The sequence below is a fragment of the Paenibacillus nanensis genome, from assembly GCF_003583765.1.
GTDB classification, from domain to species: Bacteria; Bacillota; Bacilli; order Paenibacillales; family Paenibacillaceae; genus Pristimantibacillus; species Pristimantibacillus nanensis.
Genome location: NZ_QXQA01000010.1, coordinates 18,113 through 44,282 on the forward strand (window position 1 = coordinate 18,113; position 26,170 = coordinate 44,282).

The following is a 26,170-nucleotide window of genomic DNA, read 5'->3' on the forward strand; positions in this document are numbered from 1 at the left end:
TCCGAGCGGCCTTCTTTTCTATGGAGGAGGATTATTTATGAACCATTCCGCATCAGAGCTTGTTGTTTATTCCGCACCTGAAGGAGCGGTCCGCAACCCCGATTTTACCGTAAAAGCTAGAGTGCCGGGCGGGGAATGGCGCGAATTATTTCCCTATTTGGTCCGGGTCGATATGCATGATGTCCGCGAAGCGTCGATGGCGGCACTCGATTTGCAGGGACTCGTTGAAGTCGAGGTTACGTATAACCGTGAGCAGCTGCGCGAGGTGGAGATTCGTCCGCTGTCCAAGAATGTGAACCGTACGGTTCAAGGCAATACGATTACCTTTCAGCTGGACCGTCCGTGCCAATTAAGCATAGAAGCGAACGGCGACCGGTTTCATAATTTGCATCTATTCGCGATCGCGCTGGACGCTAATGCGCCGGATCCGCAGTCTCCCGATGTGCTGTTCATCGAGCCGGGCGACTATGCCGTTCATGAAAAAATAAAGCTGAACCGCAAGCCTATCGTATATTTTGGAGCGGGGATGCACCGTTTTGAAGACGGCCTGTTCCATATTCCATCGAACACAACGGTTTATCTTGCAGGAGGAGCCGTCATCGTCGGCTCGCTTGTATGCGATCATGCCGAGAACGTCCGGATCGGCGGCAGAGGCATCGTTTATTTGCGCGATATCGAAAAGACGACCTACTGGCGGTCCGTGCAAATCAATTATTCCCGCAATGTTACGGTAGAGGATATCATTTCGATCGACCCTCCCCATTACAGCATCCATCTCGGCCAGTCGGAGAATGTTCATATTCGCGGCTTCAAATCCTTCAGCACGCGGGGCTGGTGCGACGGCATCGATATGATGTCCTGCCGAAACATCCATATTGAAGATGTGTTCCTCCGCACCTCCGACGACTGCATTGCGATATACGGAAGCAGAGGGGAATTTAAAGGCGATACATGCAATGTGCGCGTCAGCGGCGCCGTTCTATGGGCGGATGTCGCGCATCCGATTATGATCGGCGTTCATGGCGACCATGAAGGAAATGGAGACACAATCGAGAATATTACCTTTTATGACATCGATATCCTGGAGCATCATGAGCCTCAGGACGGCTACTGGGGATGCATGGCGATAAACGCCGGGGACCAAAACACGGTTCGTCATGTCTCGTTTCAAGATATCCGCGTGGAGCCCTTTGAGCTCGGAAGGCTCATCGATATCCGCGTGTTCTGGAACGAGAAGTACAATCCTTGCCCCGGAAGCCGCGTAGAGCATGTCTTCTTCCGTAATCTTTCATATACCGGCGAATGCGGAAACCCTTCCGTTATTGCGGGCTATGATGCGGACCGGCTGGTGGATGGCGTTCATTTCCGCAATTTGCGTTTGAACGGCAAGCTGGTTAGGAACGCGCAGGAGGGTCACTTTCTATTAAACGATTTTCAACGGAATGTGACGTTCGAGTGAGGCAAGAAAGGATCAAATGACGATTTGGAGATGAGCGCATCGGATGAAAACGAAATTCAGCTATGCCCCGCCCAAGAATGGTTACCCGGAGTGGAACAACAATCCCGACATTTTTCAGTTGAACCGGATGGAGGCGCATGCGGCCTTTACGCCATATGAGACGGTTGACGAGGCGCTGAGCGCGGAGCAGGGAGTATCCCGCCGCATCCAGTCGCTGAACGGCATGTGGAAGTTCGCCTTCGCCCCTAATCCCGACAGCCGGATTCAGGAGTTTTATGCCGCGGACTACGACTGCGGCGATTGGGATGAGATCCGCGTGCCGGGGCATTGGCAGCTGCAAGGCTACGACTATCCCCAATACACGAATGTGCGGTATCCGTGGTCGGAGCGGGAAGCGATTAAGCCTCCGTTCGCGCCGACGGCCTATAACCCGGTCGGCTCCTATGTCCACACCTTCACCGTACCGGAGAGCTGGGCCGGGGACCCTGTGTTTATCAGCTTCCAAGGTGTCGAATCCGCCTTCTATGTATGGCTGAACGGCGAGTTTGTCGGCTATAGCGAGGATACGTTTACGCCGGCCGAGTTTGACCTGACGCCCTACTTGCGCGAAGGGGACAATAAGCTGGCGGTCGAGGTATACCGCTGGTGCGACGCGAGCTGGCTCGAGGATCAGGACTTCTGGCGGCTGAGCGGCATATTCCGCGACGTGTACCTGTACTCGAAACCCGGCATTCATCTATACGATTTCCGTGTCCAAGCGGAGCTGGATTCGGCCTTCAAAGACGGAACGTTAACGGTGGACGTTAAGCTTCAAAACTATTTTCAGGTCCAGGAAGGCGGCGTGGAGATCGAGGCGCTTTTGTATGACGGCAATCTGCAGCTGCTGCCTGCTGTGAGGATGAGCGGGAGCGCCGACCTTAGCGGCATAGGGGAAGCGCGCATTCAGTTGTCAGCGCAGGTCGCGAGCCCGCTGCTGTGGAGCGCGGAAACGCCGCATCTCTATACCTTGGTGCTGAAGCTGGCCGACAGTCAGTCGAACGTTCTGGAGACAACCCGGAGCAAAGTGGGCTTCAGGCGGTTCGAGATTCAGGACGGCTTGATGACAATAAACGGCAAGCGCATCCTGTTCAAAGGGGTGAACCGTCATGAGTTCTCCTGCCGTACGGGCAGGGCGGTCACCAAGGAGGAGATGGTGCAGGATATCCGGCTGATGAAGGCCCATAACATTAACGCGGTCCGAACCTCGCATTATCCGAATCATCCGTTGTGGTACGATTTGTGCGACGAATACGGGCTGTACGTCATCGACGAGACGAATCTCGAGACGCATGGCTCTTGGCAGTACGGCCAGCAGGAGCTGGGCGATCTAACGGTTCCGGGCAGCCGTTCCGAATGGACGGACAATGTGCTCGACCGGTGCAAGTCGATGTTCGAGCGGGATAAGAATCATCCAAGCATCCTGATCTGGTCTCTCGGCAACGAGTCGTTCGGGGGAGACAACTTCATCAAGATGTATGATTATTTCCGCGCGGAGGATCCGTCCCGGCTTGTCCATTACGAAGGCGTCTTCCACTGGCGGGCCAGCGAAGCGGCCTCCGACATCGAAAGCCAGATGTATACGAGACCGGCGCAGGTGGAGGCCTACGCGAAGGGGAATCCGAAGAAGCCGTTTATTCTATGCGAATACAGCCATGCCATGGGCAACTCCTGCGGCGGGCTTCATGAATATTGGGAGCTGTTCGAACGTTATCCTGTCCTGCAGGGCGGCTTCATCTGGGATTGGATCGATCAGGCGATCTTAACGCAATCGGCCGATGGAGAGAGCTATTTGGCCTACGGCGGCGACTTTGGCGAATCCCCGCATGACGGCAATTTCTGCGGCAACGGCTTGATCTTTGCAGACCGGACGGTAACGCCGAAGCTGCATGAGGTGAAGAAGTGCTACCAAAATATCGGCGTATCCGCTTTGGATTGGGCGAAGCAGACGTTCGCCGTACAGAATAAGCAGCTATTTGGCCGGCTGTCTCCGTATCTTCTGAAATGGGATATGGCGAAAAACGGCGTTCTTGTCGAGCAGGGAGAGCTCCATGCCGATATCGGGCCAGGGGAGACGGGCGTCATCGCCATTCCTTATACCGTTCCCGCCGCCGGCTCGCATGAGGACGAATTCGTGCTCACCCTTCGTTTTGTTCTGAAGGAGGATGAGCTGTGGGCGGAGAAGGGGCATGAAGTCGCGTTCGAGCAGTTTATTGTGCCGGTCCGTCCGAACGCTCAACCGTTGGTACGCCGTTCTCCCGAGGGACCGCTTAAGGCAGTGTCTGAGGCCGGCACATTGGTCGTAAGCGGCGATCAATTCCGGCTCGCTTGGGATACGTTATCCGGCGAGTTGACGTCATACCAATGGAACGGCAAGGAGCTGCTGGCTTCCGCCGTCGTACCGAATTTCTGGCGGGCCTACACCGACAACGACCGGGGCAACGGGCATCCGGAGCGCTGCGGCGTTTGGCGTACGGCAGGCAAGACGCGCGAGCTGTTGGCTTTTGAATATGAGGAGCAGCCTGGACAAATAAGAGTGGAGGCAGCTTATAGCCTTCCGGAAGCTTCGCATTCCAAATGCTCGATGATATATGTCGTTACGGCGGATGGGAAGGTTGAAGCTGAGATGACGCTGACGCCGGCGGACGGACTACCGGAAATCCCGGAGGTTGGCGTCCTATTCGAAATGGCGGAAGCTTTCGGCACCGTGGCCTGGTATGGCAACGGCCCTCACGAATCGTACAGCGACCGCAAGCAGGGCGCGCGTCTCGGCTTATTCGAGGGAACCGTGAAGGAGCAATTCGTCTCGTATTTGCGCCCGCAGGAATGCGGGAACAAGACCGACGTTCGATTCGCGGTCCTTTCAGATGCCGAAGGGAACGGACTGCATATTCAAGGGCGGCCGAGGATCGAGCTGAATGTGCTTCCGTATCGTCCCGAAGAATTGGAGGCGCACGATCATGTGCATCTTCTGCCGGACAGCAGGAAGACGGTGGTGCGGATTATCGACCGTCAGATGGGCGTAGGCGGCGACGACAGCTGGGGAGCGAGAGTTCATCCGGCCTATACGAACCCGGCGAACAGAGTATATAGACTTCGGTTCGCATTAACCGGAAAATAAACGGTAATTTAAGCTAAAGCGGCAAGCTTGGACACGCAAACGGTGTTCGGGCTTGCCGCTTTTTTTGAGTGATGATTCACAGATAGGAAGCTAGACGCCTTTGAACCGAGCGCCGCGCAAGGTAACAGAGCCAAATGACGACACTGCAGCAGAGCGAGTAGATCAAAATGTAAATCCACATCGGAATAAAAATGTTCAGGATATGAAGCCGAATCAGGAGGTAATGCGAGGTGACGATAACGGCCGCCGCGGCGAACAGCCAGCGCCAATCCCTGAGCCAAAAGATCGCGGCTGTAATCAGCGTTGTTTTCAAAAGTCCGTACATCGTAGTAAAGAACGTATCGTCGCGGTACACATCGTGAAAGATACCCGGCTTAAACAGCCTGATCCCGGATAGCATCAATACGAGGACGAACGTATAAATCAGCGACATCGTGTAGAGGAAGAAGGTGACGGCTTGAATCGGCCGGCTTCCTTCGTAAAATTGACGGAACCACCACTTTGTTAACGAAAAATAAAAAACAAAGCCCGCAATCGAATAGGAGACCCTCCACCACTCATGTTTATAAATGCCCCAATGCAGAAAAAGGATTTCGATGCCTCCCAGCAGCAGGGAGAAGAAAGCAATCCACCGAAAGCGCAGCTGAAATACGGCAATTAAAGCCGCAATTGATGGAACGGTGAAGGTATTGGAGACGGATGCACCGATCATGCTGTCCAGATACTTAATAGGCGTAACCTGCGGCATATATTCGTAAGCGCCAAGCACGACAACAATGATAACCTCGAAAACATAGATCATACCGGCAAAGGATGAAAAGATAACGAAAGTATGAAACTGTTTGGTCTTGATGAGGAGCCAGATCAGGAGAATGATCGAAGGGATGATTAAACCAATGTAAGGCACATAGTTAGGCATAGGTCTACCTCCTAGTCCTTTACAATGTTTCCCTTATCGTTGCTGCCTATACTTGAGGCCGCTGGGGAGAACCAATGGTCCTCCCTACCGGTTAGTTTTATTATTCGTCTGCGTTCGTAATAACATCGATTAAGTAATGCGTATAATTTTCGCACCCATGCTTGGAAGCTCCGGGTTCAGGCATCCCGCAGGACGTTAGCCAAATCCCTTGAGCCGGCAGCTGCTCGTTAAGGATCCTGAATACGCCTTCTTCCGTCCTGATTGATGATGCGCTGGTACACCGCTTCGCTACGATTGTGGTAGAGCCAAAATGCCCCCGCAAGAATAGCGGTAACCATAACGGCAAGCAAGGCGCTGAGCGCCGCTTTTCCCTTCAGAGCGCAGCCCCCCTCTCCCAATGATTTGGCCTTATGGTATGAGACGTTAGGGAGAGGGGAAAGGTTATCATTTTCTTCGCAGGTACCGAATGATGATTTCAGGTATGACCAGCAGCAGCGCAATGGCGCCGTAAACGCCGATGGTGTAGCTGCCCGAATAAGTAAAGCCGAAGCCCTGATGGAAGAGAGTCGTGATGAGATGAATCGCCATGTTCGTAAAACAAAAGGCGTAGCTGCGAATCATCCAATTGCGGTGCTGGAGGATGCGTTTCTTCTTGATGTGAACAAGCGCCGTAATCGTAATGGCCGGCCAGATGAGATTCAGCAGATTGAACCCCATGCTGGAAACTTTGCCCCCGGTGGCGTGAGGCGCCATATAGCCGGAGGTCACGACGACAAGCAGGACGGATACGATATACACATAGCCGTTGATCCGATGAAGCTTGCGGCTCTTCTCAAAGAAACGATTGGAGAAGTTAAGAAGGCCCGCCAGCATAGCGATACAGGCGAACGCGACGTGGATATACATCACGTTTAACCAGACGGGGAGATTCAGCTCGCGCGTGAGCTCCGTCTTATGGATCAAGAACCCTTCGGCTCCGGGATCGACGATATAATTTTTAGCCAAGGCGTAAAGGACAAAAAGGATGCAGACACCGGCAAGCAAGGCATATCCCGTTATTTGTTTTTTCATAGGATCCTCTTGCCCGTCAACTTGGATGCCGGCAGCATGCCGGCTTTGGCGGTTCCGGTCATGACATCTCCGTCAACGGTGACTTCGAATTTCAGGTTTAAGCGCATCGGCTTCGTAACTCGCAGCTGCCAAGTAAGCTTGCCGCCCTGTAGCACCGGATCCAAAAAGTCAACGGTCTCGTTCCCTTGCACGGCCTTCCCGTGGACGATGCCATTGTATGTGATAATCGCAAGCCGGACTTGCAGCTTCCCTACCGGCGTAGCAATAGTTGTATCCCAGTCTCCATCGAAAGCAAAGGCGTCTACGTCCATGACTGTCGGTTTACTCTCGGTTAGCTGCGGCTGCGGTTCATCCTTTGTCCATGCCTTAGGCGAAATCCCTGCCTCTCGCCAGACCGTCCCTCTTCGTTCGAACTCGAATAAACGCTCCACCTCATGCGCGATGCGCGGGCCAAGCTCACGCTCTAAGAGGTACAGCGCCACATCTAGTCCAGACGTCACGCCGCCTCCGGAAACCAGGTTGCCGTCGTCCACGACACGCGCTGGAACGGGAATGGCACCGGTTGCTCCCAGCACCTCCATACCCAGATGATTGGTTACCGCCGGCCGGCCTTCCATTAACCCTCCCATGGCCAAAAGCAGTGAACCGCCGCATACCGTTGCGACGACGACGTCTTCACGCGCGAGCGCTTGCTTCAGCATGCCAGTCAACTCTGTTTCTGCCGTCCGCGCCAGAATAGCAGGAACCGAATGCGGGCTGTCTCCTGCTACGGGTCCCGATGCGCCTGGCACGAGAATGATGCCCGCACGTTCGGGGTTCAGCTTTCCGCTGGCCTCCAATTTCAGGCCATTTGTGCCGCTGGGCACATCCCTGGGACCCTCGGCGGTGACGAGCTCCACGTTTAGCGCATTTTCCGTCATCAGCTCCGCCGCGCAAAATACTTCGTATGGCGCGATCGCATCCAATAGATCAAACCCGTCAAAAAGAACAATTTGAACGTTCAACATCATGTCATCTCCTTCATCCGTTACTGCGGGACGAGCCGTCCCTGAGCACAATGGAAGCTTAGCAGAGGAATCTCTCGAAAGCGGCGGCAAAAAAGTCACGAAACGATAAACAAACCGTCACAAAACAGCTTCCTTCGTTGGCTCCTGCCGAAAAAGTGATAAGATAGGATGAAAAGGTGGGATAATGATGGGCTCGTTACCTTCGATCCTCGTAGTGGACGATGATCAAAGTATCGTTGAACTGCTGAGGGACTTTTTGGAGAATGAAAATTACGACGTCATAACCGCATGCGATGCCGCGCAAGCGTGGGACGCGTTCCAGCGGCAGGCTATTCATTGTATCGTCCTGGATATTATGATGCCGGGACAGAACGGATTCGAGCTGTGCCGCCGGATTCGGGCGGAGAGCGACGTTCCGATCCTGTTCCTAAGCGCCCGCAGCGACGATGTGGACAAGATTCGCGGGCTGTCGCTGGCGGATGATTATATTGTCAAAACCGCATCGCCAGGGGAAATTATAGCCCGCGTGAAGGCGGTCTTGCGGCGTGCAAGGGCGCAGCAATCGAGTCCGCCGAAGCTTCTTGATTATGGCCGTCTTAAGCTCGACTTGTCCACGAGGGAAGTGTTCGTAGACGGAACGGCTGTCTCGCTTACGCCGAAGGAGTATGAGCTGCTGCGGTTGTTCGCCGAGCATCCGAGGCAGGTGTTTACCTACGACCAGCTGCTCGAGAAGTTCTGGGAGGGCGTCGGCGACAGACATACGATTCGCGTCCATCTTAGCCGCCTTCGCGAGAAGGTGGAGCTTGATCCGGACCGGCCTCAATATTTAACGAACGTATGGGGCGTCGGTTACCGCTTCGAGGGGGTATAGCATGGGAAAGCTTCGCGTCCGAACGTCTTTTTTGCTTAGCGTAGCGCTGCTTCTGCTGCTGCCATGGATTTTTTTTGTGACAGCCTTTCTGATGGCTACGGGTTCGCTGGATATTGGAAGCGGTCAACCGGGCTCGTATATAGCTTCGCATATCGCCGCGTTTACGGGTCTGCTGCTCGCTTTTTTGATCATTGGCTTGCGCATCAGGAGACATCTGCTCGATCCGCTGGAGAGGATGGGCCAAGCCGCGCGGCAAATTGCCGAAGGCGATTTGGACGTTGGGCTGCCTCAGTCGTCCGTCAAGGAGATCGCCGAGGTGCGGGACGGATTCGAAGTGATGGTCAGCGGGCTTCAAGACGCGTACCGGAAGCAAGCGGCGCTCGAGGAGGAACGCCGATTCGTGATCGCCGCCGTCGCGCATGATTTGCGGACACCGCTCTTCGCGTTGCGGGGTTACTTGGACGGGCTTGAGCAGGGCATTGCGCGTACGCCGGAGCAGGTCGCGAAGTATGTGGCCGTATGCAAGGAGAAGTCCGCGCAGCTGGACCGTCTGGTAGAGGATCTGTTCACGTTCACGAGGATGGAGTATGCGGAGACTGAGCTGAGCAGAGAACCAAGCGACCTTTGCGAAATCGCGCAAAGATCGGTCGAAAGCCTTGAGCCGCAGGCCCAAGAAAAAAAGATTCTCATTCATACCCGGTTCGAGCTGGGCGGGTGCCCTTTAAAAGCAGATGCGCATTTGCTGGAGCGGGCCATTAGCAATTTATTGGACAATGCCGTGCGGCATACGCCTCTGCATGGCCGTATTGCTGTCGCATGCTTGCGCGACGGAGAACGCGCGGCGTTTACGATTCGCGATTCCGGGCCGGGCTTTTCCCCGGAGGAGCTTGAGCGGATTTTCGAACCGCTGTACCGAGGCGAGCAGTCGCGAAACCGGGCGACTGGCGGCGCCGGGCTTGGCTTGACGATTTCCCAGCGGATTATCCGGCAGCATGGCGGCGAGCTGACGGCAAGCAATTACCCGGAAGGCGGCGCGATGCTGTCGGGGTGGATTCCACTGCATTCGGGGAGGACTCCATGATACGCATACAACATAATGCAGATACGCTTCTCGTTGTCATCCACGAAATCTATGGATTAAACCGCCATATGGAAGGAATCTGCGAATCGTTAGCCGAGCAAGGATTTGATGTGATTTGCCCCAATTTATTAAAGCGGAAGACGCCTTTTCCTTATTCGGAAGAGGAAATGGCGTACCAGTATTTTATGAACAACGTGGGGTTTGCGAGAGTCTGTCAAGAAGTCATTGCAATCGTAAATGAGGCGAAAAGGAAATATAGAAGAGTCGTCTTAATTGGATTTAGCGTAGGGGCGACGGCGGCCTGGCTGTGCAGCGGGCATGAAGGGGTCGACGGAATCGTCGGCTACTATGGATCGCGCATTAGAAACTATACGGAAATCACGCCAAAGTGTCCGGTCCTGTTGTTTTTTCCGCAGGAAGAACGGTCATTTCAGGTGGATGAGCTCATTTCAACGTTACAAAGAAAAGGCACCGCCGTTTATAAATTTGAAGGGCTGCATGGGTTTAGCGACCCTTGCTCCTCCAAATATAAAGAACAATCCGCGCAGCAAGCGTTTAGCCTCATGATGAGTTTTATCCAATCGATCCCTTCGCAAAGCTGCTAAGCCGGGCCTCGTTCGGTACCCGGCAATGGAGCCAGAATATCATTCAAGAGTGGCCGGAAACAAGATCGTAAAGCTTGTTCCCCTTCCAATCTGACTTTGCACGTCGATTCTGCCTTGGTGCAGCAGTATATTTTGCTGGGCAATCGCCAGACCGAGGCCGGTTCCGCCGTTCGAACGCGCCCTAGAGCGGTCTGCCCGATAGAATCGGTTGAAAATATGGGGCAGATCCTCTTCGGATATGCCATGCCCGCTGTCTTCAACGACGATTTGTACGAGTTCGCCTTGTTGGCCGGCATAGCGTACTTGATCGATTCGGATGCGGACGCGTCCGCCGCTGTCCGTATAGTGGACGGCATTCGTCATAATATTGTACAAGGCCTGAAGAATGCGCTGTTTATCAACGGACGCCTCAATGTTCTCCTTGCCGGCTTGCACGGTTATTTCGATTTGTTTCTCTTCCGCCAAAAACTGGATTTTATCCGCCAAATCGTCCACCATGGCGGTCATATTTTCCGTTGTTTTTCGCAGCTCCGTTCCGCCGGCCTCCAGCTTGGATAAGTCGAGCACATCGTGCACCAATCGGGAAAGTCTCAGAACCTCATCAAGCAGCGATGACGTTTTAGCCGGAGACAAAGGGGTCTCCAGCTCCTGTGCAAGCTCCAGCTCTCCTTGGATGATCATGAGCGGCGTTTTCAGCTCGTGAGCGACATCGGACAGCAGCTGCTTGCGGGACTTCTCCAGACCGGTTAGGCTATCGTACATTTCTTGAAGAGCCCGTGATATCTGTCCGAATTCGTCCTTCCTTCGGACAGGCAGCGCGGCTTCAGGTTTACCCTTCTTCATGCTATCGATTCCCGCGACAATTTTCCGAATGGGATAAGTGAGCGTCCAGGTTAACAACAAGATGATGATTAGCGCCGCAGCGGAGGTTAGCAGCAGGGATACAAGCGTAATATTAGGCAAAATGCCATACCACAGCGACCTGAATTCGAACGTCTTGACCTGGCGTTCGTTCATTGCATACAGCTTGCCTATCTCGCGTTCATTCCAAAACAGCTTTAGCGGGACGCCGCCCTCGGCAATGCCTGAAAAGGAGAGATTCCCTTTGCGGTATAACGTATCTCCGTCCGCCGTCATCGCGATTTCAAGAAACGGCGCGCTGTGTTCGAGCGCAGCTTCGCTTACTCCCGCCCACGACTCCTCATGCTCCGCGTAATAACGTTCGAATTCCTCCTTCAGAGCTGTAAAGCTGGCCTTATCCTCCTCATAAGCGTAATCCCGTATGATATAAAATTGAATCTGGGTGACGGCGAATAGACAGAACAAGATAAACAGGACCAGAATGCCCGTAGACAATAGGAGTTTGCTTCTAATTTTCATGGTTGGTCCCAAAACGATACCCGAATCCGTACACGGTCTGGATATAAGCGGACGGATCGGGATCGAGCTTCTTGCGCAGCTTGCTGATATGGGCGTCAACTGTCCGTTCGTCGATCACAAATTCTTCTTCAAACGCATGCTGCAGCAGCTGCATTCGGCTGAAGACCCTGCTCGGCTTCGAGGCCAGCAAATGAAGCAGCTTGAATTCGGTCGGCGTAAGCCGCAGCTCCTGCGTTCCCTTAAACACTTGCAGGCTATCCTCGCGTATAATCAAATCGCCTCTTCGCAGCACGCTGCCTTGCTCGCTGCTATCCGCCCTGTTCATTCGCCGAAGTAAAGACCGGATGCGCGCCGACAGCTCTCTTAAGCTGAACGGCTTCGTCAAATAGTCGTCAGCTCCGACTTCCAAGCCGACGATTTTATCGGTCTCTTCATTTTTTGCCGTTACCATAATGATGCCAGGCTCCCCGATTTCGCGAAAGCGGCGGCACGCGTCCAGCCCGTTCATCTGCGGGAGCATCCAGTCCAGGATAACGATGTCCGGCTTGTGATCGGCGAACAGCTGAACGGCCGCCTTCCCGTCCCTGGCCGTCAAAATTTCATAGCCCTCATTGAGGAGATAAGCTTCCATCAGCGATAATATTTTCTCTTCGTCCTCCACGAGCAATACTTTGATTCCCATGCACAGCCCCTCCCCGGAAACGCATTCTATGAGTCTATTATATCGAATGACGAAAAGCCGTAACGCAAGCATCATCACCTCTCGATAGAGTCGCAACAAGTTCGCAACATTCCGGTGCTATTCTAACATCATATTCAAATTCTGGAAACGAAAAAGGTGAAGAGATGATCGTATTTGCGAACTTTGCTGGCATTCCCCTAGCGTTTGTCATGACAATATTGTGGGCGCTTGCCGGATGCGTGACGACGGTGCTCTGTTATGTAGCGAGCCCTCGCTGGTTGAAGCGTTGGACATCGGTATGCATTGGAATCAGCTGCGTTGCTCTCCTGCTTGGAGCCGGATGGTATGCTTTGCAGCTATTGTTGTATGCCAATAACGGCTGGTTATTGGTAGAAGGGACAGTGAAAGCCGTTGTTCCCGTCATGGCGGTGTCTCATTTGGCATTTATGCTGTTCACGCTGCCGAAGCTGAACAAGATTCGGGCAGAGGCCGGAAAATCTGCGGCGGAAGCGCGGAACACCGCGAGTCATCCGATGGTCGTTATCCCTGTCTATGCGGTTGCGGCAGCTTCCGGCTTGTGCGCGCTCAGTAACATTTTTGCCCAGCCCGTTATGCCAAGCCTGCTCGAAATGATGCAACGGCCTGCACTGCTTCTTGTTCTCTTAATTTTACCTTCGTTTGTTGTCTTGAAAAGGTACCGAACCGTTCTAAGCGGGCAGCAAGCGGAGAGACCTTTCTGGAAAAAGCTCCTGACGGCGGCCGTTACGGCGGCTGGAACCCTATTTTTGCTATGTGCGGTTGTTTTTGCGGCATCGCTTTATGGAATCAATGCCTCCAAGCTGCCGGAAGCCTCCGATATGATGAACCATCATCTGCTGGATGAGGGAGGCGGATCGCCTACGATGATGTCCGGACATTCTACGCATCAGGATCATGGCGGCATGGTTGAAGTGGCGTCGCTGACAGGCGACCTTGCCGCTCCGGCGGATCGAAAGTTCGAGCTCGTCGCCCAGCAGCAGAAAATACGTCTCTCCTCCGGCGCCGTCGTCGATGCCTGGACCTATAACGGAGAGCTTGCGCCGGAGCTTCGCGTGCGTTATGGGGACATGGTGGAAGTGAAGCTCGTGAACAAAGATATCGACGCTGGCGTGACGATCCATTGGCACGGCTACAACGTGCCGAACGCGATGGACGGCGTGCCCGGCATGACCCAGAATGTCGTTAAACCGGGCGAGTCGTTTACTTATAAATTCCGCGCGGAGCAAGAAGGAACCTACTGGTTTCACTCCCATCAGCAAGCCTCCGAGCAGGTTGTGAAGGGACTTTTCGGCTCGCTTATCGTCGAATCGAAGAATAAGGCGGGAAACGTCGATGAAGAGCTGATTTTGATTAATCATGACTGGGTTACCGATCAGGGAGAGAAGACCGCTTTTGGAGAGGAAGATGAGACGCAAACAAAGCAGGTGGAGCCTGGCCGGAAAGTTAAACTGAGAATCATCAACACGGACAATTACTCGCAAAAATATAGGCTTCAGGGGACCGGTTATCAAATAACGGCCATTGACGGAGTGGACATTCAAGAGCCGGGACAATTGACGGATCGAACCGCGTTCCGGGTTGCCTCCGGCGGACGATATGATCTTTCTTTTACAATGCCGGAACATCCCGTTCAGTTTAAAATGGGAGACGGTAAGGATGCTGAAAGTCCCGGCGTTATTTTCTATAGCGATACGCTGCCGGAAATGCAGCCCTTCGAAAAGGAATCGGAGCTGTTCGATCCCTCGCATTATGGAAAGCCCGTCGTCAATGAATTAACGACCGCGGCGGCGTTCGACCGGGAATTTGTCATGATCCTTGGGAACGAGATGGGATTCTATAACGGAAAGTTCCATTTCCTTTGGACGATTAACGGGAAGGTTCACCCCCATACGCCAACCTTTGTTGTCAAAGAAGGCGATAAAGTGAAAACAACCTTCGTGAATCGGAGTCTTACCGAGCATCCGATGCATCTCCACGGCCATCATATGATCGTATTGAAAAAGAACGGCAGGGAGGTAGCGACGCCATGGTACACCGACACGTTAAACGTCTATGCCGGCGAAACGTACGAGGTGGCGTTCCTCGCCAACAATCCCGGCATGTGGATGGACCATTGCCATAACCTCGATCATGCGAAGACGGGGATGATCCTGCACCTCATGTATGACCATGTGCTTCCTTCGTACGAAGTGGGCACAAGGTCCGGTAATTTGCCGGATTAACGTATAGGAGTCCGTGAAATGACGGAATGATTGGATGGCAGCCGGTCGGAATGACCGGCTTTTTTTTATCGACCGGATACGAAGCGCTTCCCATGAAGCCGGAACTCTGTTACGATAAACGCATACTTATTAAATGCGTTTAATAAGTTCTTGTAATCGAGGTGATGGTTCTATGAACGAGAGAATTTCGACGCCGAAGGAAATGAAGAAGGCGGTTCTGAGAGGCATACGGTCCGTGCTGCTGGCGTCCGGAAGCGCGACGAAGGCGGAGCTAAGCGAAAAGCTAGGCATCAGCTTTCCGACGATCAGCAAGGTTGTCGCCCAGATGGAAGAGGCGGGCGAGCTGCTGGACGCCGGACTAGACCTCTCAAGCGGCGGCAGAAGGGCGCAGCGTTACGCGTACAACCCGGATTATAAGCTGGGCGCGGCGCTGTTTCTCGAGAAATCGGAAACGCAGTATACGATTTACAACGCCTTAGGCGAAGTGAAGGAGCAAGGAACGGCTCCCGGCTTCCTGTTTGACGACATCGAGGCGCTGGCGAAGCATATAGAGGCTTTGCTTGATCGGTTTCCTCGAATCCGCTCGCTCTCCTTCGGTGTGCCCGGAGCGGTGGACGGGGGGCGCATCATCTTTATACCGGGATACGAGAAGTTCCAGCATTTCGACCTGAAAGGTTATTTTGAACAGCGGTTTGCGATTCCAGTCGTGGCGGAGAACGATATGAACGCGGCGGTGTTGGGCTATTACGACCGGGTGAGCGCCGGCGAGAGCCCGTCGCTGATCTATCTGTATTTCGGTCAAAACGGACCGGGCGCGGGCATTCTGATAGGAGGTCAAGTCGTGAGAGGGATGACTTCCTTTTCGGGCGAGGTGTCGTTCGTGCCGCTGTATGACGCTCATAACTTTCAGCAAGCGATAGCAAGCGCCGGCGGGGCGGCTAGCGTCATGCGGGAGTCGGCCGGCGTTGATGCCGTGAGCCGGCTGATTGCTGCGTTTACGGCGATATTGAATCCGAGTGCCGTGATATTCTGCCAAGATGAAGTAAGCGGGGAGCTTCTGGACGCGATCGCGGCAAGAAGCGCTTCCTATATCGCTAAGGAGCATCTTCCGAGGCTTATGGCAAGCGATTGGAAGGAAGATTATTTGAACGGACTGAAGAGACTCGGACTGCAAGTCATGATTTCTACAGACGAATGAAATGGATAGACAGGAGCTGCAAATATGGCAACAATTTTACTTCTTATTATTTATTTGGCTTTTATCAGTCTTGGTCTGCCGGATTCCTTGCTTGGCTCGGCATGGCCGATCATGCGGGCGAATCTGGACGCCCCGTTTGGAATGGCTGGGGTGTTGTCGATGACGGTTACGGTCGGCACGATCGTGTCCAGCTTATTGAGCGGAGCCGTTGTGCGCAAGTTTGGCACGGGGGCTGTGACGCTTATAAGCTGTATTATGACGGCTGGGGCGCTGGCGGGATTCTCGTATGCGCCGTCCATCCTATGGCTGATCGTCTGCGCCATCCCGCTTGGACTCGGCGGCGGGGCTGTCGATGCGGGGCTCAATCACTACGTCGCGGAGCGGTACAAAGCCCACCATATGAGCTGGCTGCATTGCTTCTGGGGCGTCGGCGCGACGGCGGGCCCGATGATTATGGCGGCCTTTTTATCGGGGGATAGCTCTTGGAGAGACGGTTATTTAACCGTAGCGGGCATTCAGTTCGCGCTGGTGATCGTCCTTTTCGTCACGCTCCCGCTGTGGAAGTCCCGCAGCGTGAATCAAGGCGCTGTTTTGGATGCGGAGCAGACGGAGACGGAGATGTCTCTTGGCAACGAGGGGTTGCCGAAAATGCGCATGAGTGGCGTTACGTACGCGCTCGCGTCGTTCTTGTTCTATTGCGGAGTCGAGATTACGGTAGGCTTGTGGGGCAGCAGTTATTTGGTGAAGGAGAGAGGTCTGCTTGCGGACCAGGCGGCGCAGTGGGTGGCGATTTATTTTGCGGGCATTACGATTGGAAGGCTGATTACGGGCTTCATTACGTTCAAGCTGAGCAACCGGCTGCTCATCCGGGGCGGCCAGGCGACGGCGCTAGCCGGGGCGCTTCTTCTGCTGCTTCCGCTTCCGACCGGTTTCTCGCTTGCCGGATTGCTAATTATGGGACTGGGGCTTGCGCCGATTTATCCGTGCATGCTGCATGAGACGCCCGCGCGGTTCGGCAAGGAACAGGCTGGGCGCATTATGGGCTATCAGATGGCGGTCGCCTATACGGGAAGCACCTTAATGCCGCCGCTTCTAGGGCTGCTTGCCGGGTTCGCGGGCATCGGCATCTTCCCGCTCTATATTGTTCTGTCAGCTGGAGCGATGCTGCTGTGCTCGGAACGGTTGAACGTGCTTTTGAATAAACGGAAGGAGCGCGCGTCTGAGATTGGCGTTCCGCTCTAATGAATCAAGGGCAGCCGGTCGAAGGGACCGGCTGCTTTTTTGCATCACACGACCTTCGCTCCATAGGAAATAGCAACCAGCACACATTGCTCCTTATCCATCCTCAGCCCTGAAATGGCAAAGGTTTTGAAATCGACTCCTTCCATAACGGCTCCTCTAGCATCGGCTCCCTGCAAATTGGCTTTTGCCAGTACCGCCATCGTGAAATCGCAATTTCGTAAATCGGCCTTTTCCAGATTGGCTCCCGATAAATCGGCCTCATAAAATTTAATACCTCGCAAATCCTGTCTAACGAGCCGGGCGTGCCTCAAATTCGTATAGGACCAGTCGCCTTGAAGGATGGAGATCCCGTCCAGATTCGCGTTTGAGAACTCGGAGCCGATCATTTTACAATCCTCAAATTTGGCCACAAAGAGATTCGCGCTGCTGAAGCTGCAATTCTCGAACGCCGTTTCTTTATGAATGGAACCGTTTAGTGACGCCCCAGTGAAGTTGCACTGCGTGAAACGGCAGTTCATGGACGATATCTCCTCCAAGGATCCGTTCGAGAACGAGCATCGGGCAAAGGTGCAATTGATAAGCTCGCCGTATCTTAAATCACGGCCTCCAAAATCGACGTCTTCAAACTTTTGGTTGATATGCTGAAACATAAAAGGGCCTCCCGCTGGGCAAAAGTGGTGGAAACAGCATGATTTATAGCGTAAATAAGGCTTACCTGAACGTGTTCGAAGTGAAATACCGCTTTTACTATAGCACACGGGTGTCAAGTACCGTTGTAAGCCTGCTTAAAAGTCAAGGTCTTTTTTTCTATGCCGTTCAGAGGCTGCGGAGCGTCCCTGTACCGGAAAGAGTCTTTGCATTTTACTGCCACTTGAACATTGTCATGCTCATGATATGATGAACGTAGATACTAGTACAAAGGAGCTACTTCATTTGCGGAAAACGGTCATAGGTATACTTGGCCTCCTATGTATAACGCTTTGTTATTTCACCTTCGTGTCGGCGGAGAAGGCGTTCCGCTCCGACTGGAAGCTGCCGCAGCCGACGGATGCTATGCAGTCCCAATACCGGCTTGTGCTGATTACGCAAGAGCTGGAGATGCCGTTCTGGAAAAAGGTTGGCGAGGGAGCGGAGAAGCAGGCGCAGCAAGAGGGGGCCAGCCTTGAGGTATGGGGAAGCTACGGCAATCAGGAGGATTTTTTGAAAAAAATTGAAATTGCGATCGATACGAAGGTGGACGGTATCATCGTGCAAGGCTTGGACACGGAAAGCTTTAAAAATTTGACGAAGGTGAAGGCGGCTTTTCACGGTATCCCTGTCATTACCGTCGCGAATGATGTGCCGATGTCGGAAAGCTTGAGGAGGACGTATGTCGGCTCAGACCAATATCAGGCGGGAAAGATGATCGCGAATCAGCTTGTCCAGGATATGGGGACGGAAGGGACCGTTATCCTGCTCGCCGATGCGCATCAGGAGTATTACCAGAAGCAGCGGGTGAGCGGCATTCAGGACGTGCTGAAGAGCTACCCGAACGTTCGGACCGAATATGCGGAGACGCCGGATACAAGGGAGCAGATCATCGCCACTACGAGGGATTTGATGAATCGCCTGCCCGATGTGGACGCCTTCATCGCGGTCAACGCGGACTTAGCGGAGGCGATGCTGCTGGAGGTCGGCAGGCGTTCGCAAATCGAGCCGTATCATATCTACTCCTTCGATGACGGACGCGAGTCGCTCAGACTGATGCAGCAGGGCAAGCTCGACGGCATGATCGAGCAGTCGCCCGAAATGATGGGCCAGATCAGCGTAGACATGATGCTGCAATGGCTGAGGGGAGAGACGGTTCCGCTCGATATGAACGGCTACTTAACCGAAATCAGAATGTTAAAGGCGATGGACGCGCAATGAACAGTATACAGAAAAAGATTTGGACCCTCGCGACAATCGTATTGTTTATTATGGCTGCCATTTGGGGCGCGCTTACTTACTACAATCAGAAGACGCAGGACCAATACAACGATATTCTGCAGCGCTATCTGCGCATGAATGAAGTGACAAGCGCGAGCCAGCACATGATTGCGTCGCTCAATAACTACTTGCTGGCCCCGACTCCGGATAACTTGGAGCTGCTTCATGCGAGCAAATCGAACATCCAGCGGGCGAAAGCCGAGGTTTCCGAACTGCAGAATGTCGAAAACGCTTTCGCTATAACCAGCTACACGAACCTGATCGACAGCCTGGTTGAAACGACAGACCGTTCGCTGCTTTTCCAATCGGAGAAGGATTCGGAGGCTTCCTCCGATGCGTTCGACGAGGCGACGCGCATCTCGAAGTATATATCCGAGATGACGCTTACGCTGCTCGATACCGAGCTGAAGACCTATGATCAATTCTACCGCGGCATTATCGAACAGTCCCAGGAGCTGAAAAAAACGGGCGTCCTGCTGCTGCTTCTGATTACCTTCCTCCTGCTGCTGTTCACGTATTGGTTCTCGCTCAGCATTACGCGGCCCGTGCAGAAGCTGACGCTGGCGGCGAAGGAGCTTTCCCGAGGGCGCTTTGATCTGCAGATCGAGGTCAATTCGAATGACGAAATCTCGTTCCTGGCGAAGATGTTCGACCGCATGAGGGTCAATATTAACAACCTAATATCTGAAATTCAGCAGAAGGCGCAGCTTGAGAAGGAGCTGCAGGAGAATAAGCTGCTGCTGCAGGAAAGCCAGCTTCGAAGTCTTCAGAGCCAGATCAATCCGCATTTTTTGTTCAACACGCTTGATACGTTATCGAAGAAGGCCTATCTGGAAGGCTCGGAGGAGACAAGCGATCTGCTCGTCAGCGTAGCGGGGCTGCTGCGGTATAACTTGAAGCGGCTCGACCGGTCCGTTACCTTGTATGATGAAGTAAAGGTTATGCGGCAGTATATTGACATACAAAGAGCGAGGTTTACCGAGCGGCTGCGTCTGTATGCCGACATCGATGATTCTTGTCTGCATGTCCAGGTGCCGGGCCTGACCCTTCAGCCGATTGTCGAGAATGCCGTCATCCATGCGGTTGAGCCTATGGAGGAGGGCGGCGTGATCTGGTTCCGTATTATCGATGGCGGCGAGCGGGTATTCGTCGAGATCGAGGATGACGGACCGGGCATGACCAAGGAGAAAATAAAGCAAATCCTGGAAGAGCATGTTGTCGAAACGGAAGGGCATTCTACCGGCATCGGTTTCAGCAACGTGGTGAAGCGGCTGCGTCTCTTCTACGGTATCGATGATGTGATGGACATTCAGAGCGATGGCGAGCGCGGCACTAAAGTGATTTTGAAAATACCGAAAACAAGGGGAATCGACAGCTATGATAAAGCTCCTGATCGTGGATGATGAACAGATCGAGCGGGAAGGGCTGCACGCGATATTGCGGAAGGGCTTTCCAGAGCTTGTCATTGAGGAAGCTAAAAACGGGAAAATCGCCGTCGAGATGGCAGGTTCGTTCCAGCCGGATCTTATTTTGATGGATATCAAAATGCCGGGGATGAGCGGTCTGGAAGCCGTTGAACGGATAAGCGCGGAAAATCCCGGGATCAAATATATTATGGTGACCGCCTACGACGCGTTCGAATACGCGCGCCAGGCGATCAAGCTGGGCGTCAAAGATTATTTGCTCAAGCCAAGCAAGGCTAGCGAGATCATTGCAACGGTCGGGAAGGTCATCGCGCAGATTGAGGAGGAGCGCAGATCGCTCGAGACGAGCATGCTGCAGCAGGACGCGCTTCGAAAGACGCTGCCGCTGATTGAGACCGATATCGTGACGCAGCTGTTGTTCGACCATGTGCATGACGTGCATGTCGATGAGCTCGTCGCCCTGCTGGAGATCCGTACGGCGGGCGAGATGTTCGTAATGCTGGTGTCGCTGCCGCCGGGAGGGGAAAGCGCCTATTCCACCGTCAAAGAGAAGGTGCGGCATGCGGGCAATGCGCTGGTCGGAGCGCTTTACGGGCGGCAGCTCCCGATCATCGTGATTCGGGATCCGGAGCGATCCTATCGCTCCCAAGCGATGCTTCTCGCCCGGGAGATCCTATCTGCGGCTAAGTCGGAAGCGGGAGCGGGCTGGTTCGTCGGGATCGGGAATGAATGCGGGTCGCTGGCGCTCATTCGGCAATCCTATCATGAGGCGCTTATCGCTTCGATCGATACGACGCTGCCGGTGAAATACCGGTTCTATTCCGATGTGCCGGCGCTCCATATGGCCGCGGACCCTCAGCAGATCAGGCAGAAGGAAAAACAGTTTTTTGATCATATGCGGCTCGGCGAATGGGAGCAGGTCCGGACAAGCGTAATGGACTTCATCCAGCTGTTCGAGAATGAAGGCACGAATCTGCTGCACGCGCAGCAGCGCGTGCTGGAGCTGCTGTGGCTGGCGTCTCGGGTGCTTAGCGAGCTGGGGGTGGAGACGGGAACGCCGTTGTTCTCCTTCCAAGCCCAGAACTACAGGCAGCTTCGCTCCGAAACCGGGCATCTGCTTGACCGGATGCGGCAGTCGTATGTGGACTATTACGAGAGGCTCGAGCCGGATACGATGCAGCAAATCAAGCAATACATTATGGAGCATTCCCATGAAAATATTTCGCTCGACGCGATCGGCAAGCGGGTCGGGTTAAGTCCCTTTTATATCAGCAAGATGTTCAAGGAGCAGCTCGGGATTAACTACATCGACTTTCTGACGGAATGCCGAATCGAGAAAGCGAAGAAGCTGATGGGCGATCCGGAGAAAAGCTTGAAGGAAATTACGTTCGAGGTCGGTTATCACGATCCGAATTACTTCAGCAAGGTATTCAAGAAGATGTCCAATGTGTCGCCGAAGGAATACCGCAAGACGCTGCTTGGCAAGAAGAGGCTGACCGATGATGAGAACTAACGGCAAAGGAGCGGACCGGATGAGAAGGAATGGGATGAAAGCCTGGCTGCTTCTGCTTGCGATCGCGCTCCTCTTCATCGTGACAGGCTGCAAGGACAATGCGGGCAGCAGCGGAACGGCCAATCTGGCGCCAACTCAGACTGCGGGAGGCGAGGAGGCGATTACTTCTCCGGTTCAGCCTGCCGGGGACGACAGGATTAAAATCGGGTTTTCGATGGATACCCTGCTTGAGGAGCGGTGGCTGAAGGACCGGGATCAGTTCCAGGCGGCGGTCGAAGCGCTTGGCGCCGAGGTCGTGATTATGGCTTCGAACGGCGATGACGCGGTGCAGATCATGCAGGCGGAACAGATGATTAGCGAGGGCGTCGACTTGCTCGTAGTTGTTCCTCATAACGCGGAGGCGACGGCGGCGATAGTGAAGAAGGCGCATTCCGCCGGCATTAAAGTGATGGCCTATGACCGCCTGATCAAAAACTCGGAGGTCGACTTGTACGTCTCCTTCGACAACGAGCTGGTCGGCATGATGCAGGCCGTGGCGATCACCGAGCTGGTTCCGAAAGGGAAATACGTCTACATCGGCGGCGCCGAAACGGACAATAACGCCCATCTCTTCAAAAAGGGCGTGTTCAACGTGCTGCAGCCGTTCATCGACAACGGCGATATTCAGGTCGTATACGATCAGTGGAGCAAGGACTGGACGCCTGCGAGCGCCAAGGCCAACATGGAGGCTGCGCTTCAGGCGAACGGCAATCAGATTGACGCGGTGATCGCAGCGAATGACGCGACGGCGGGCGGCGTGATCGAGGCGCTTGCGGCGCAGGGGCTCGCGGGGCGCATTCCCGTAGCCGGCATGGACGCGGACTTGGCGGCCGCCCAGCGCATCGTCGCCGGAACCCAGACGATGACGGTGTACAAACCGATCGGTGCGCTCACGCAGAAGGCGGCCGAGCTTGCCGTTATGCTGGCGCAGGGCAAGGATCCGGGCGCGGACCGCAAGGTGAACAACGGGAAGATCGAAGTGCCGTCCGTGCTGCTCTCCCCGATTGCCGTCGACAAGCTTAATCTCGACGCGACCATCATCGCAGACGGCTTCCATTCCCGGCAGGATGTGTACCGGTACTTGGACCAAGATTAGCAAAGAGTAGAGTCCATGTCGGCCCGGACGAAACAAGTCGCTCCCGCCGCCTTAAACGCGCCGGATGATGCGGATCGGACGAAATAAGTCGCCCCTGCCGCCTAAAACGCGCCGGATGATGCGGACCAGACGAAACAAGTCGCTCCCACCGACTTAAACGCGCCGGGCGGCGCGGATCGGACGAAACAAGTCGCCCCTGCCGCCTTAAACGCGCTGATGGCGCGGATCGGACGAAACAAGTCGCTCCCGCCACCTTAAACGCGCCTGATGGTGCGGACCAGACGAAACAAGTCGCTCCCGCCGCCTTAAACGCGCCTGACGGTGCGGATCGGACGAAATAAGCCGCCCCTGCCGCCTTAAACGCGCCGGATGATGCGGATCGGACGAAATAAGCCGCCCCTGCCGCCTTAAACGCGCTGATGGCGCGGATCGGACGAAACAAGTCGCTCCCGCCGCCTTAAACGCGCCGGATGGCGCGGATCGGACGAAGTGAGTCGCTCCCGCCGCCTTAAACGCGCCGGATGATGCGGATCGGACGAAACAAGTCGCTCCCGCCGACTTAAAAGCACCTGACGGTGCGGATCGGACGAAATAAGTCGCTCTCACCGCCTTAAACGCGCCGGATGATGCGGATCGGACGAAATAAGCCGCCCCTGCCGCCTAAAACGCGCCGGACGAAAATAGATCGTGAACACGGACCTCAATTCCCGCCTCACGGCAGGGAGTGGGGTCCTTTTCGCATTTCCATTACGCTCTGATGACAGCGTAAATGCCAGTACCGTTCATCCATTTAATTGGCCGAGCCGCCCATTTCCACGGTCGCACAACAAAAAAATACTACACACAGCAATTTAATAACGCTAATTGTTCCGGTGTCTCCTTCCTTCGTCGAGTAAAATCTTGATGGACATGCCTAATCATTTCATTAGAGAAGGGGTTACGCCGGATGAAGAATGCACTTCAACGTGTCATCAGGAACAATATTCGATTCAATGCGCGCTCTCTTCGCGTCAAGTGGATGGCTTTAATTTCTGCGGCGGTGTTCATTGCGCTGCTGGGATCTACCGCCATGCTTTTCTCAACCGTTAAAACATCGCTCGAGAACACCTTCTCGGAGAACAATGCCGTTCAAGTTGAAAGCGCTACCAGAGCAGTCCGTATGCTAACCGAACAATATCAGAAGTCCGTCGAACAGCTTGCGGGAAGCGTTGAGATGGCTTCGCTTCATTCGGATAATCCGGATGCGGCGATTGGCTTCTTGCTGGAGACGGCAAAGGCCAAGGACCCGTCCTTGCAGGGCGTCTATTTCATATCCGCCGAGACGGGAAAGCTGCACAGGTCGCCTGCCATCGATATGCAGGGCGACGCGCGTGAGACGCCAATGTACAAGCTTGCTTTGGAAAAGAAGGAGACCGTCTGGACCGATGTCCGGCAGGATGAATTGACGGGCAAAATGACGGTGTCGGTTATGACGCCCGTTATGGCCGGCGGGCAATTGTACGGCGTGGCGGGCTTCGATATGGATTTGAACGGAATCGGCGCGCTGCGGGAATCGAACGAGATGTTCGGAAGGAACAAGCTGATCATCTATGACAGCCGTGGCTTAATCGTCTCCTCCTTTATGCGGGGTATGGACGGGAAAAATATCGATCCGAATGGCAGCGCTGCGGGCGGAGAAGATGTTCTGCCAGACAAGGAACAGATGAAGAAGGAGTTCGGCTGGGTACAAGAGGTCGCGGACGGTAAACGCAGCAAAATCGATTTTACCTGGGACGGGGTTCATTATAACGGAGAAGTTTCGTTCGTTTATTCGATGAATTGGAGCATCGTCTCCTTCGTGGACAAAGAGAAGCTGAGCGAGAGCCTGTCCGAATTTGTGGTGACGAGCGTCATTGCGCTTGCGGTCGGATTATGTATTGGCGCATTTGCGGCTTATTATATCGCGTCGGGACTGCTGAAAGTAATCAACAGACTGCGTTCGACGATTTCACGGACAGCCCAAGGCGACTTAGTCGCAGAGTTTGATTATAAGAAAAAGGATGAGCTAGGGATGCTGGCGGATAGCTACAATGCGATGCTTGGCAGTATCCGGGGGCTGATTCAGCGCGTTCATGCCAGCGTCGGAACCGTGGAGCAGACGGCGAACAGCGTAAGCGGGATCGCGAGCGACAATGTGGCGGCCGGCTTGGAAGTGGCGCGCGCGACGGAAGAAATCGCGCTTGGCGCTGCCAATACATCGAGCGAGATCGAAAAAAGCTCCGAGGCCGTGCATCAATTAAGCCAAAGAATCGGCACGCTCATTGCGCAGTCAGGCGAGATGGAGCATGCGCTTGCGGACTCCAGCCGGCATATCGAAAGCGGCAACGAACAAGTGAAGCATCTGGAGGAGTCGTATACGCGGCTGGAGCAAGCCTTTCAACAGGTTTCTCACCTGGTGGATGACCTGAACAAGCAGTCGCAATCGATTTCTTCCGTAACGAAAGCAATATTTGAGATAACCGAGCAGACGAATATTTTATCCATTAACGCATCGATTGAAGCCGCCAGGGCGGGAGAGCACGGAAAAGGGTTCGCCGTTGTGGCGAATGAAGTGAGAAGCTTAGCGGAGCAGGCGAGATTGTCGGCCAAGACCATCCAGGAGACCATCTCAGGCATGCTTGCGCAAACCGGCAGACTCGTAGCCGTCGTAGGCGACACCAATGCGGTGAACCAGACGCAGAAGCAAGCCGTCTCGCAGGTTAGTATTACCATGCGCAACATGAATGATTCGCTAGGAATGATGCAGCGGCATGTGCAGGGCGAGCTCCTTACGATCCGAAGCGTCGAGCATTTGAAGGAAGCGGTGGTCGCTTCGATTCAAAGCATTCTGGCCGTTTCCGAGCAGACAACAGCTTCCACGCAAGAGATTGCGTCTTCGGTTGATATGCAGACCGGATCCCTCAAAGAGATGTCCGAGCATGCGAACCGTCTGGTCGAGCTGGTGTCGGAGCTGAAAGACGCGGTTTCCAAGTTTAAGGTGGATATGGACAGTCTGTCAGGATCAGGGGAGGACCAGCCCGACAAATAAAAGGGGACAAGTTTCGTCAAAAAAGTCAAGGCATTCGCAAAAGAGTGCTATTGTATAGCGCTTTCATGACGAATATTCGGTGCTATAGTTGACCTGTAACCAAAAGAAACATTTTGAGAGGGGTACAAAA

The 26,170-nt window shown here is 54.1% G+C and carries 19 protein-coding genes; 13 read left to right on the forward strand and 6 right to left on the reverse strand.

What is annotated here, in order from left to right; translation table 11 throughout:
- Window positions 1-37: 37 nt before the first annotated feature.
- Both D3P08_RS15890 and lacZ read left to right on the forward strand, forming a co-directional pair.
- Window positions 38-1,459 (forward strand): glycosyl hydrolase family 28 protein, encoded by a 1,422-nt coding sequence (locus tag D3P08_RS15890; protein WP_119600696.1) that lies wholly within the window; start codon window positions 38-40, stop codon window positions 1,457-1,459.
- A gap of 43 nt (window positions 1,460-1,502) precedes the next feature.
- On the forward strand, window positions 1,503-4,616 hold the full coding sequence (gene lacZ / locus D3P08_RS15895; RefSeq protein WP_119600697.1) for a beta-galactosidase, LacZ type: 3,114 nt from the start codon (window positions 1,503-1,505) through the stop codon (window positions 4,614-4,616).
- Window positions 4,617-4,692: 76 nt separating this feature from the next.
- Here the strand turns inward: lacZ and D3P08_RS15900 are convergent, their stop codons facing one another.
- The 3 genes from D3P08_RS15900 to D3P08_RS15910 all read right to left on the reverse strand — a co-directional run bounded on the left by D3P08_RS15900 (window position 4,693) and on the right by D3P08_RS15910 (window position 7,613).
- A complete protein-coding gene (locus D3P08_RS15900) occupies window positions 4,693-5,535 on the reverse strand; it encodes a hypothetical protein (RefSeq protein ID WP_119600698.1) in 843 nt (280 codons plus the stop codon).
- A 444-nt stretch (window positions 5,536-5,979) separates the two neighbouring features.
- Window positions 5,980-6,606, reverse strand: coding sequence for a DUF2306 domain-containing protein (locus D3P08_RS15905; RefSeq protein ID WP_119600699.1), 627 nt, complete (start codon window positions 6,604-6,606; stop codon window positions 5,980-5,982).
- Entirely contained in the window at window positions 6,603-7,613 is a 1,011-nt protein-coding gene (locus D3P08_RS15910; RefSeq protein WP_119600700.1) for a DJ-1/PfpI family protein, read from the reverse strand. Before D3P08_RS15910 ends, D3P08_RS15905 begins: the two co-directional genes overlap by 4 nt.
- Before the next feature lie 187 nt (window positions 7,614-7,800).
- On the opposite strand from D3P08_RS15910, the gene D3P08_RS15915 reads away from it, so the two are divergent.
- From D3P08_RS15915 to D3P08_RS15925, 3 genes are read left to right on the forward strand one after another with little or no spacing between them, the layout of a single operon-like run.
- Entirely contained in the window at window positions 7,801-8,484 is a 684-nt protein-coding gene (locus D3P08_RS15915) for a response regulator transcription factor (RefSeq protein ID WP_119600701.1), read from the forward strand.
- 1 nt (window position 8,485) lies between these two features.
- Entirely contained in the window at window positions 8,486-9,565 is a 1,080-nt protein-coding gene (locus D3P08_RS15920) for a sensor histidine kinase (protein ID WP_119600702.1), read from the forward strand.
- Entirely contained in the window at window positions 9,562-10,170 is a 609-nt protein-coding gene (locus tag D3P08_RS15925; RefSeq protein ID WP_119600703.1) for a dienelactone hydrolase family protein, read from the forward strand. The genes D3P08_RS15920 and D3P08_RS15925 overlap by 4 nt, the downstream gene beginning before the upstream one ends.
- A gap of 39 nt (window positions 10,171-10,209) precedes the next feature.
- On the opposite strand, the gene D3P08_RS15930 is transcribed toward D3P08_RS15925, so the two are convergent.
- Window positions 10,210-11,526, reverse strand: coding sequence for a HAMP domain-containing sensor histidine kinase (locus tag D3P08_RS15930; RefSeq protein WP_240647573.1), 1,317 nt, complete (start codon window positions 11,524-11,526; stop codon window positions 10,210-10,212).
- Window positions 11,527-11,539: 13 nt separating this feature from the next.
- The gene (locus D3P08_RS15935; RefSeq protein ID WP_119600705.1) at window positions 11,540-12,232 is read right to left on the reverse strand and encodes a response regulator; all 693 of its coding nucleotides are present in this window, start codon (window positions 12,230-12,232) and stop codon (window positions 11,540-11,542) included.
- A 350-nt stretch (window positions 12,233-12,582) separates the two neighbouring features.
- Here D3P08_RS15935 and D3P08_RS15940 point away from each other — a divergent pair, with 350 nt between their 5' ends.
- The 3 genes from D3P08_RS15940 to D3P08_RS15950 all read left to right on the forward strand — a co-directional run bounded on the left by D3P08_RS15940 (window position 12,583) and on the right by D3P08_RS15950 (window position 16,933).
- Window positions 12,583-14,493, forward strand: a complete 1,911-nt coding sequence (locus D3P08_RS15940) for a multicopper oxidase family protein (RefSeq protein ID WP_338068727.1) — start codon at window positions 12,583-12,585, stop codon at window positions 14,491-14,493.
- 172 nt (window positions 14,494-14,665) lie between these two features.
- Window positions 14,666-15,691: an ROK family transcriptional regulator gene (locus D3P08_RS15945; protein WP_119600707.1), complete on the forward strand. Its 1,026-nt coding sequence runs from the start codon at window positions 14,666-14,668 to the stop codon at window positions 15,689-15,691.
- A 24-nt stretch (window positions 15,692-15,715) separates the two neighbouring features.
- On the forward strand, window positions 15,716-16,933 hold the full coding sequence (locus D3P08_RS15950) for an MFS transporter (protein ID WP_119600708.1): 1,218 nt from the start codon (window positions 15,716-15,718) through the stop codon (window positions 16,931-16,933).
- A gap of 44 nt (window positions 16,934-16,977) precedes the next feature.
- On the opposite strand, the gene D3P08_RS15955 is transcribed toward D3P08_RS15950, so the two are convergent.
- A complete protein-coding gene (locus D3P08_RS15955; protein ID WP_119600709.1) occupies window positions 16,978-17,583 on the reverse strand; it encodes a pentapeptide repeat-containing protein in 606 nt (201 codons plus the stop codon).
- A gap of 283 nt (window positions 17,584-17,866) precedes the next feature.
- On the opposite strand from D3P08_RS15955, the gene D3P08_RS15965 reads away from it, so the two are divergent.
- The 5 genes from D3P08_RS15965 (at window position 17,867) to D3P08_RS15985 (ending at window position 26,040) form a co-directional block, all read left to right on the forward strand.
- Window positions 17,867-18,841 carry a sugar ABC transporter substrate-binding protein gene (locus D3P08_RS15965; RefSeq protein WP_119600711.1) on the forward strand — a complete coding sequence of 325 codons (975 nt, stop codon included), beginning with the start codon at window positions 17,867-17,869 and terminating at the stop codon, window positions 18,839-18,841.
- Window positions 18,838-20,304: a sensor histidine kinase gene (locus D3P08_RS15970; RefSeq protein ID WP_119600712.1), complete on the forward strand. Its 1,467-nt coding sequence runs from the start codon at window positions 18,838-18,840 to the stop codon at window positions 20,302-20,304. Before D3P08_RS15965 ends, D3P08_RS15970 begins: the two co-directional genes overlap by 4 nt.
- A complete protein-coding gene (locus D3P08_RS15975; protein WP_119600713.1) occupies window positions 20,279-21,838 on the forward strand; it encodes a response regulator in 1,560 nt (519 codons plus the stop codon). Before D3P08_RS15970 ends, D3P08_RS15975 begins: the two co-directional genes overlap by 26 nt.
- Window positions 21,825-22,973, forward strand: coding sequence for a D-xylose ABC transporter substrate-binding protein (xylF, locus tag D3P08_RS15980; protein ID WP_119600714.1), 1,149 nt, complete (start codon window positions 21,825-21,827; stop codon window positions 22,971-22,973). The genes D3P08_RS15975 and xylF overlap by 14 nt, the downstream gene beginning before the upstream one ends.
- A gap of 946 nt (window positions 22,974-23,919) precedes the next feature.
- Window positions 23,920-26,040 carry a methyl-accepting chemotaxis protein gene (locus tag D3P08_RS15985; RefSeq protein WP_119600715.1) on the forward strand — a complete coding sequence of 707 codons (2,121 nt, stop codon included), beginning with the start codon at window positions 23,920-23,922 and terminating at the stop codon, window positions 26,038-26,040.
- Window positions 26,041-26,170: the final 130 nt, after the last annotated feature.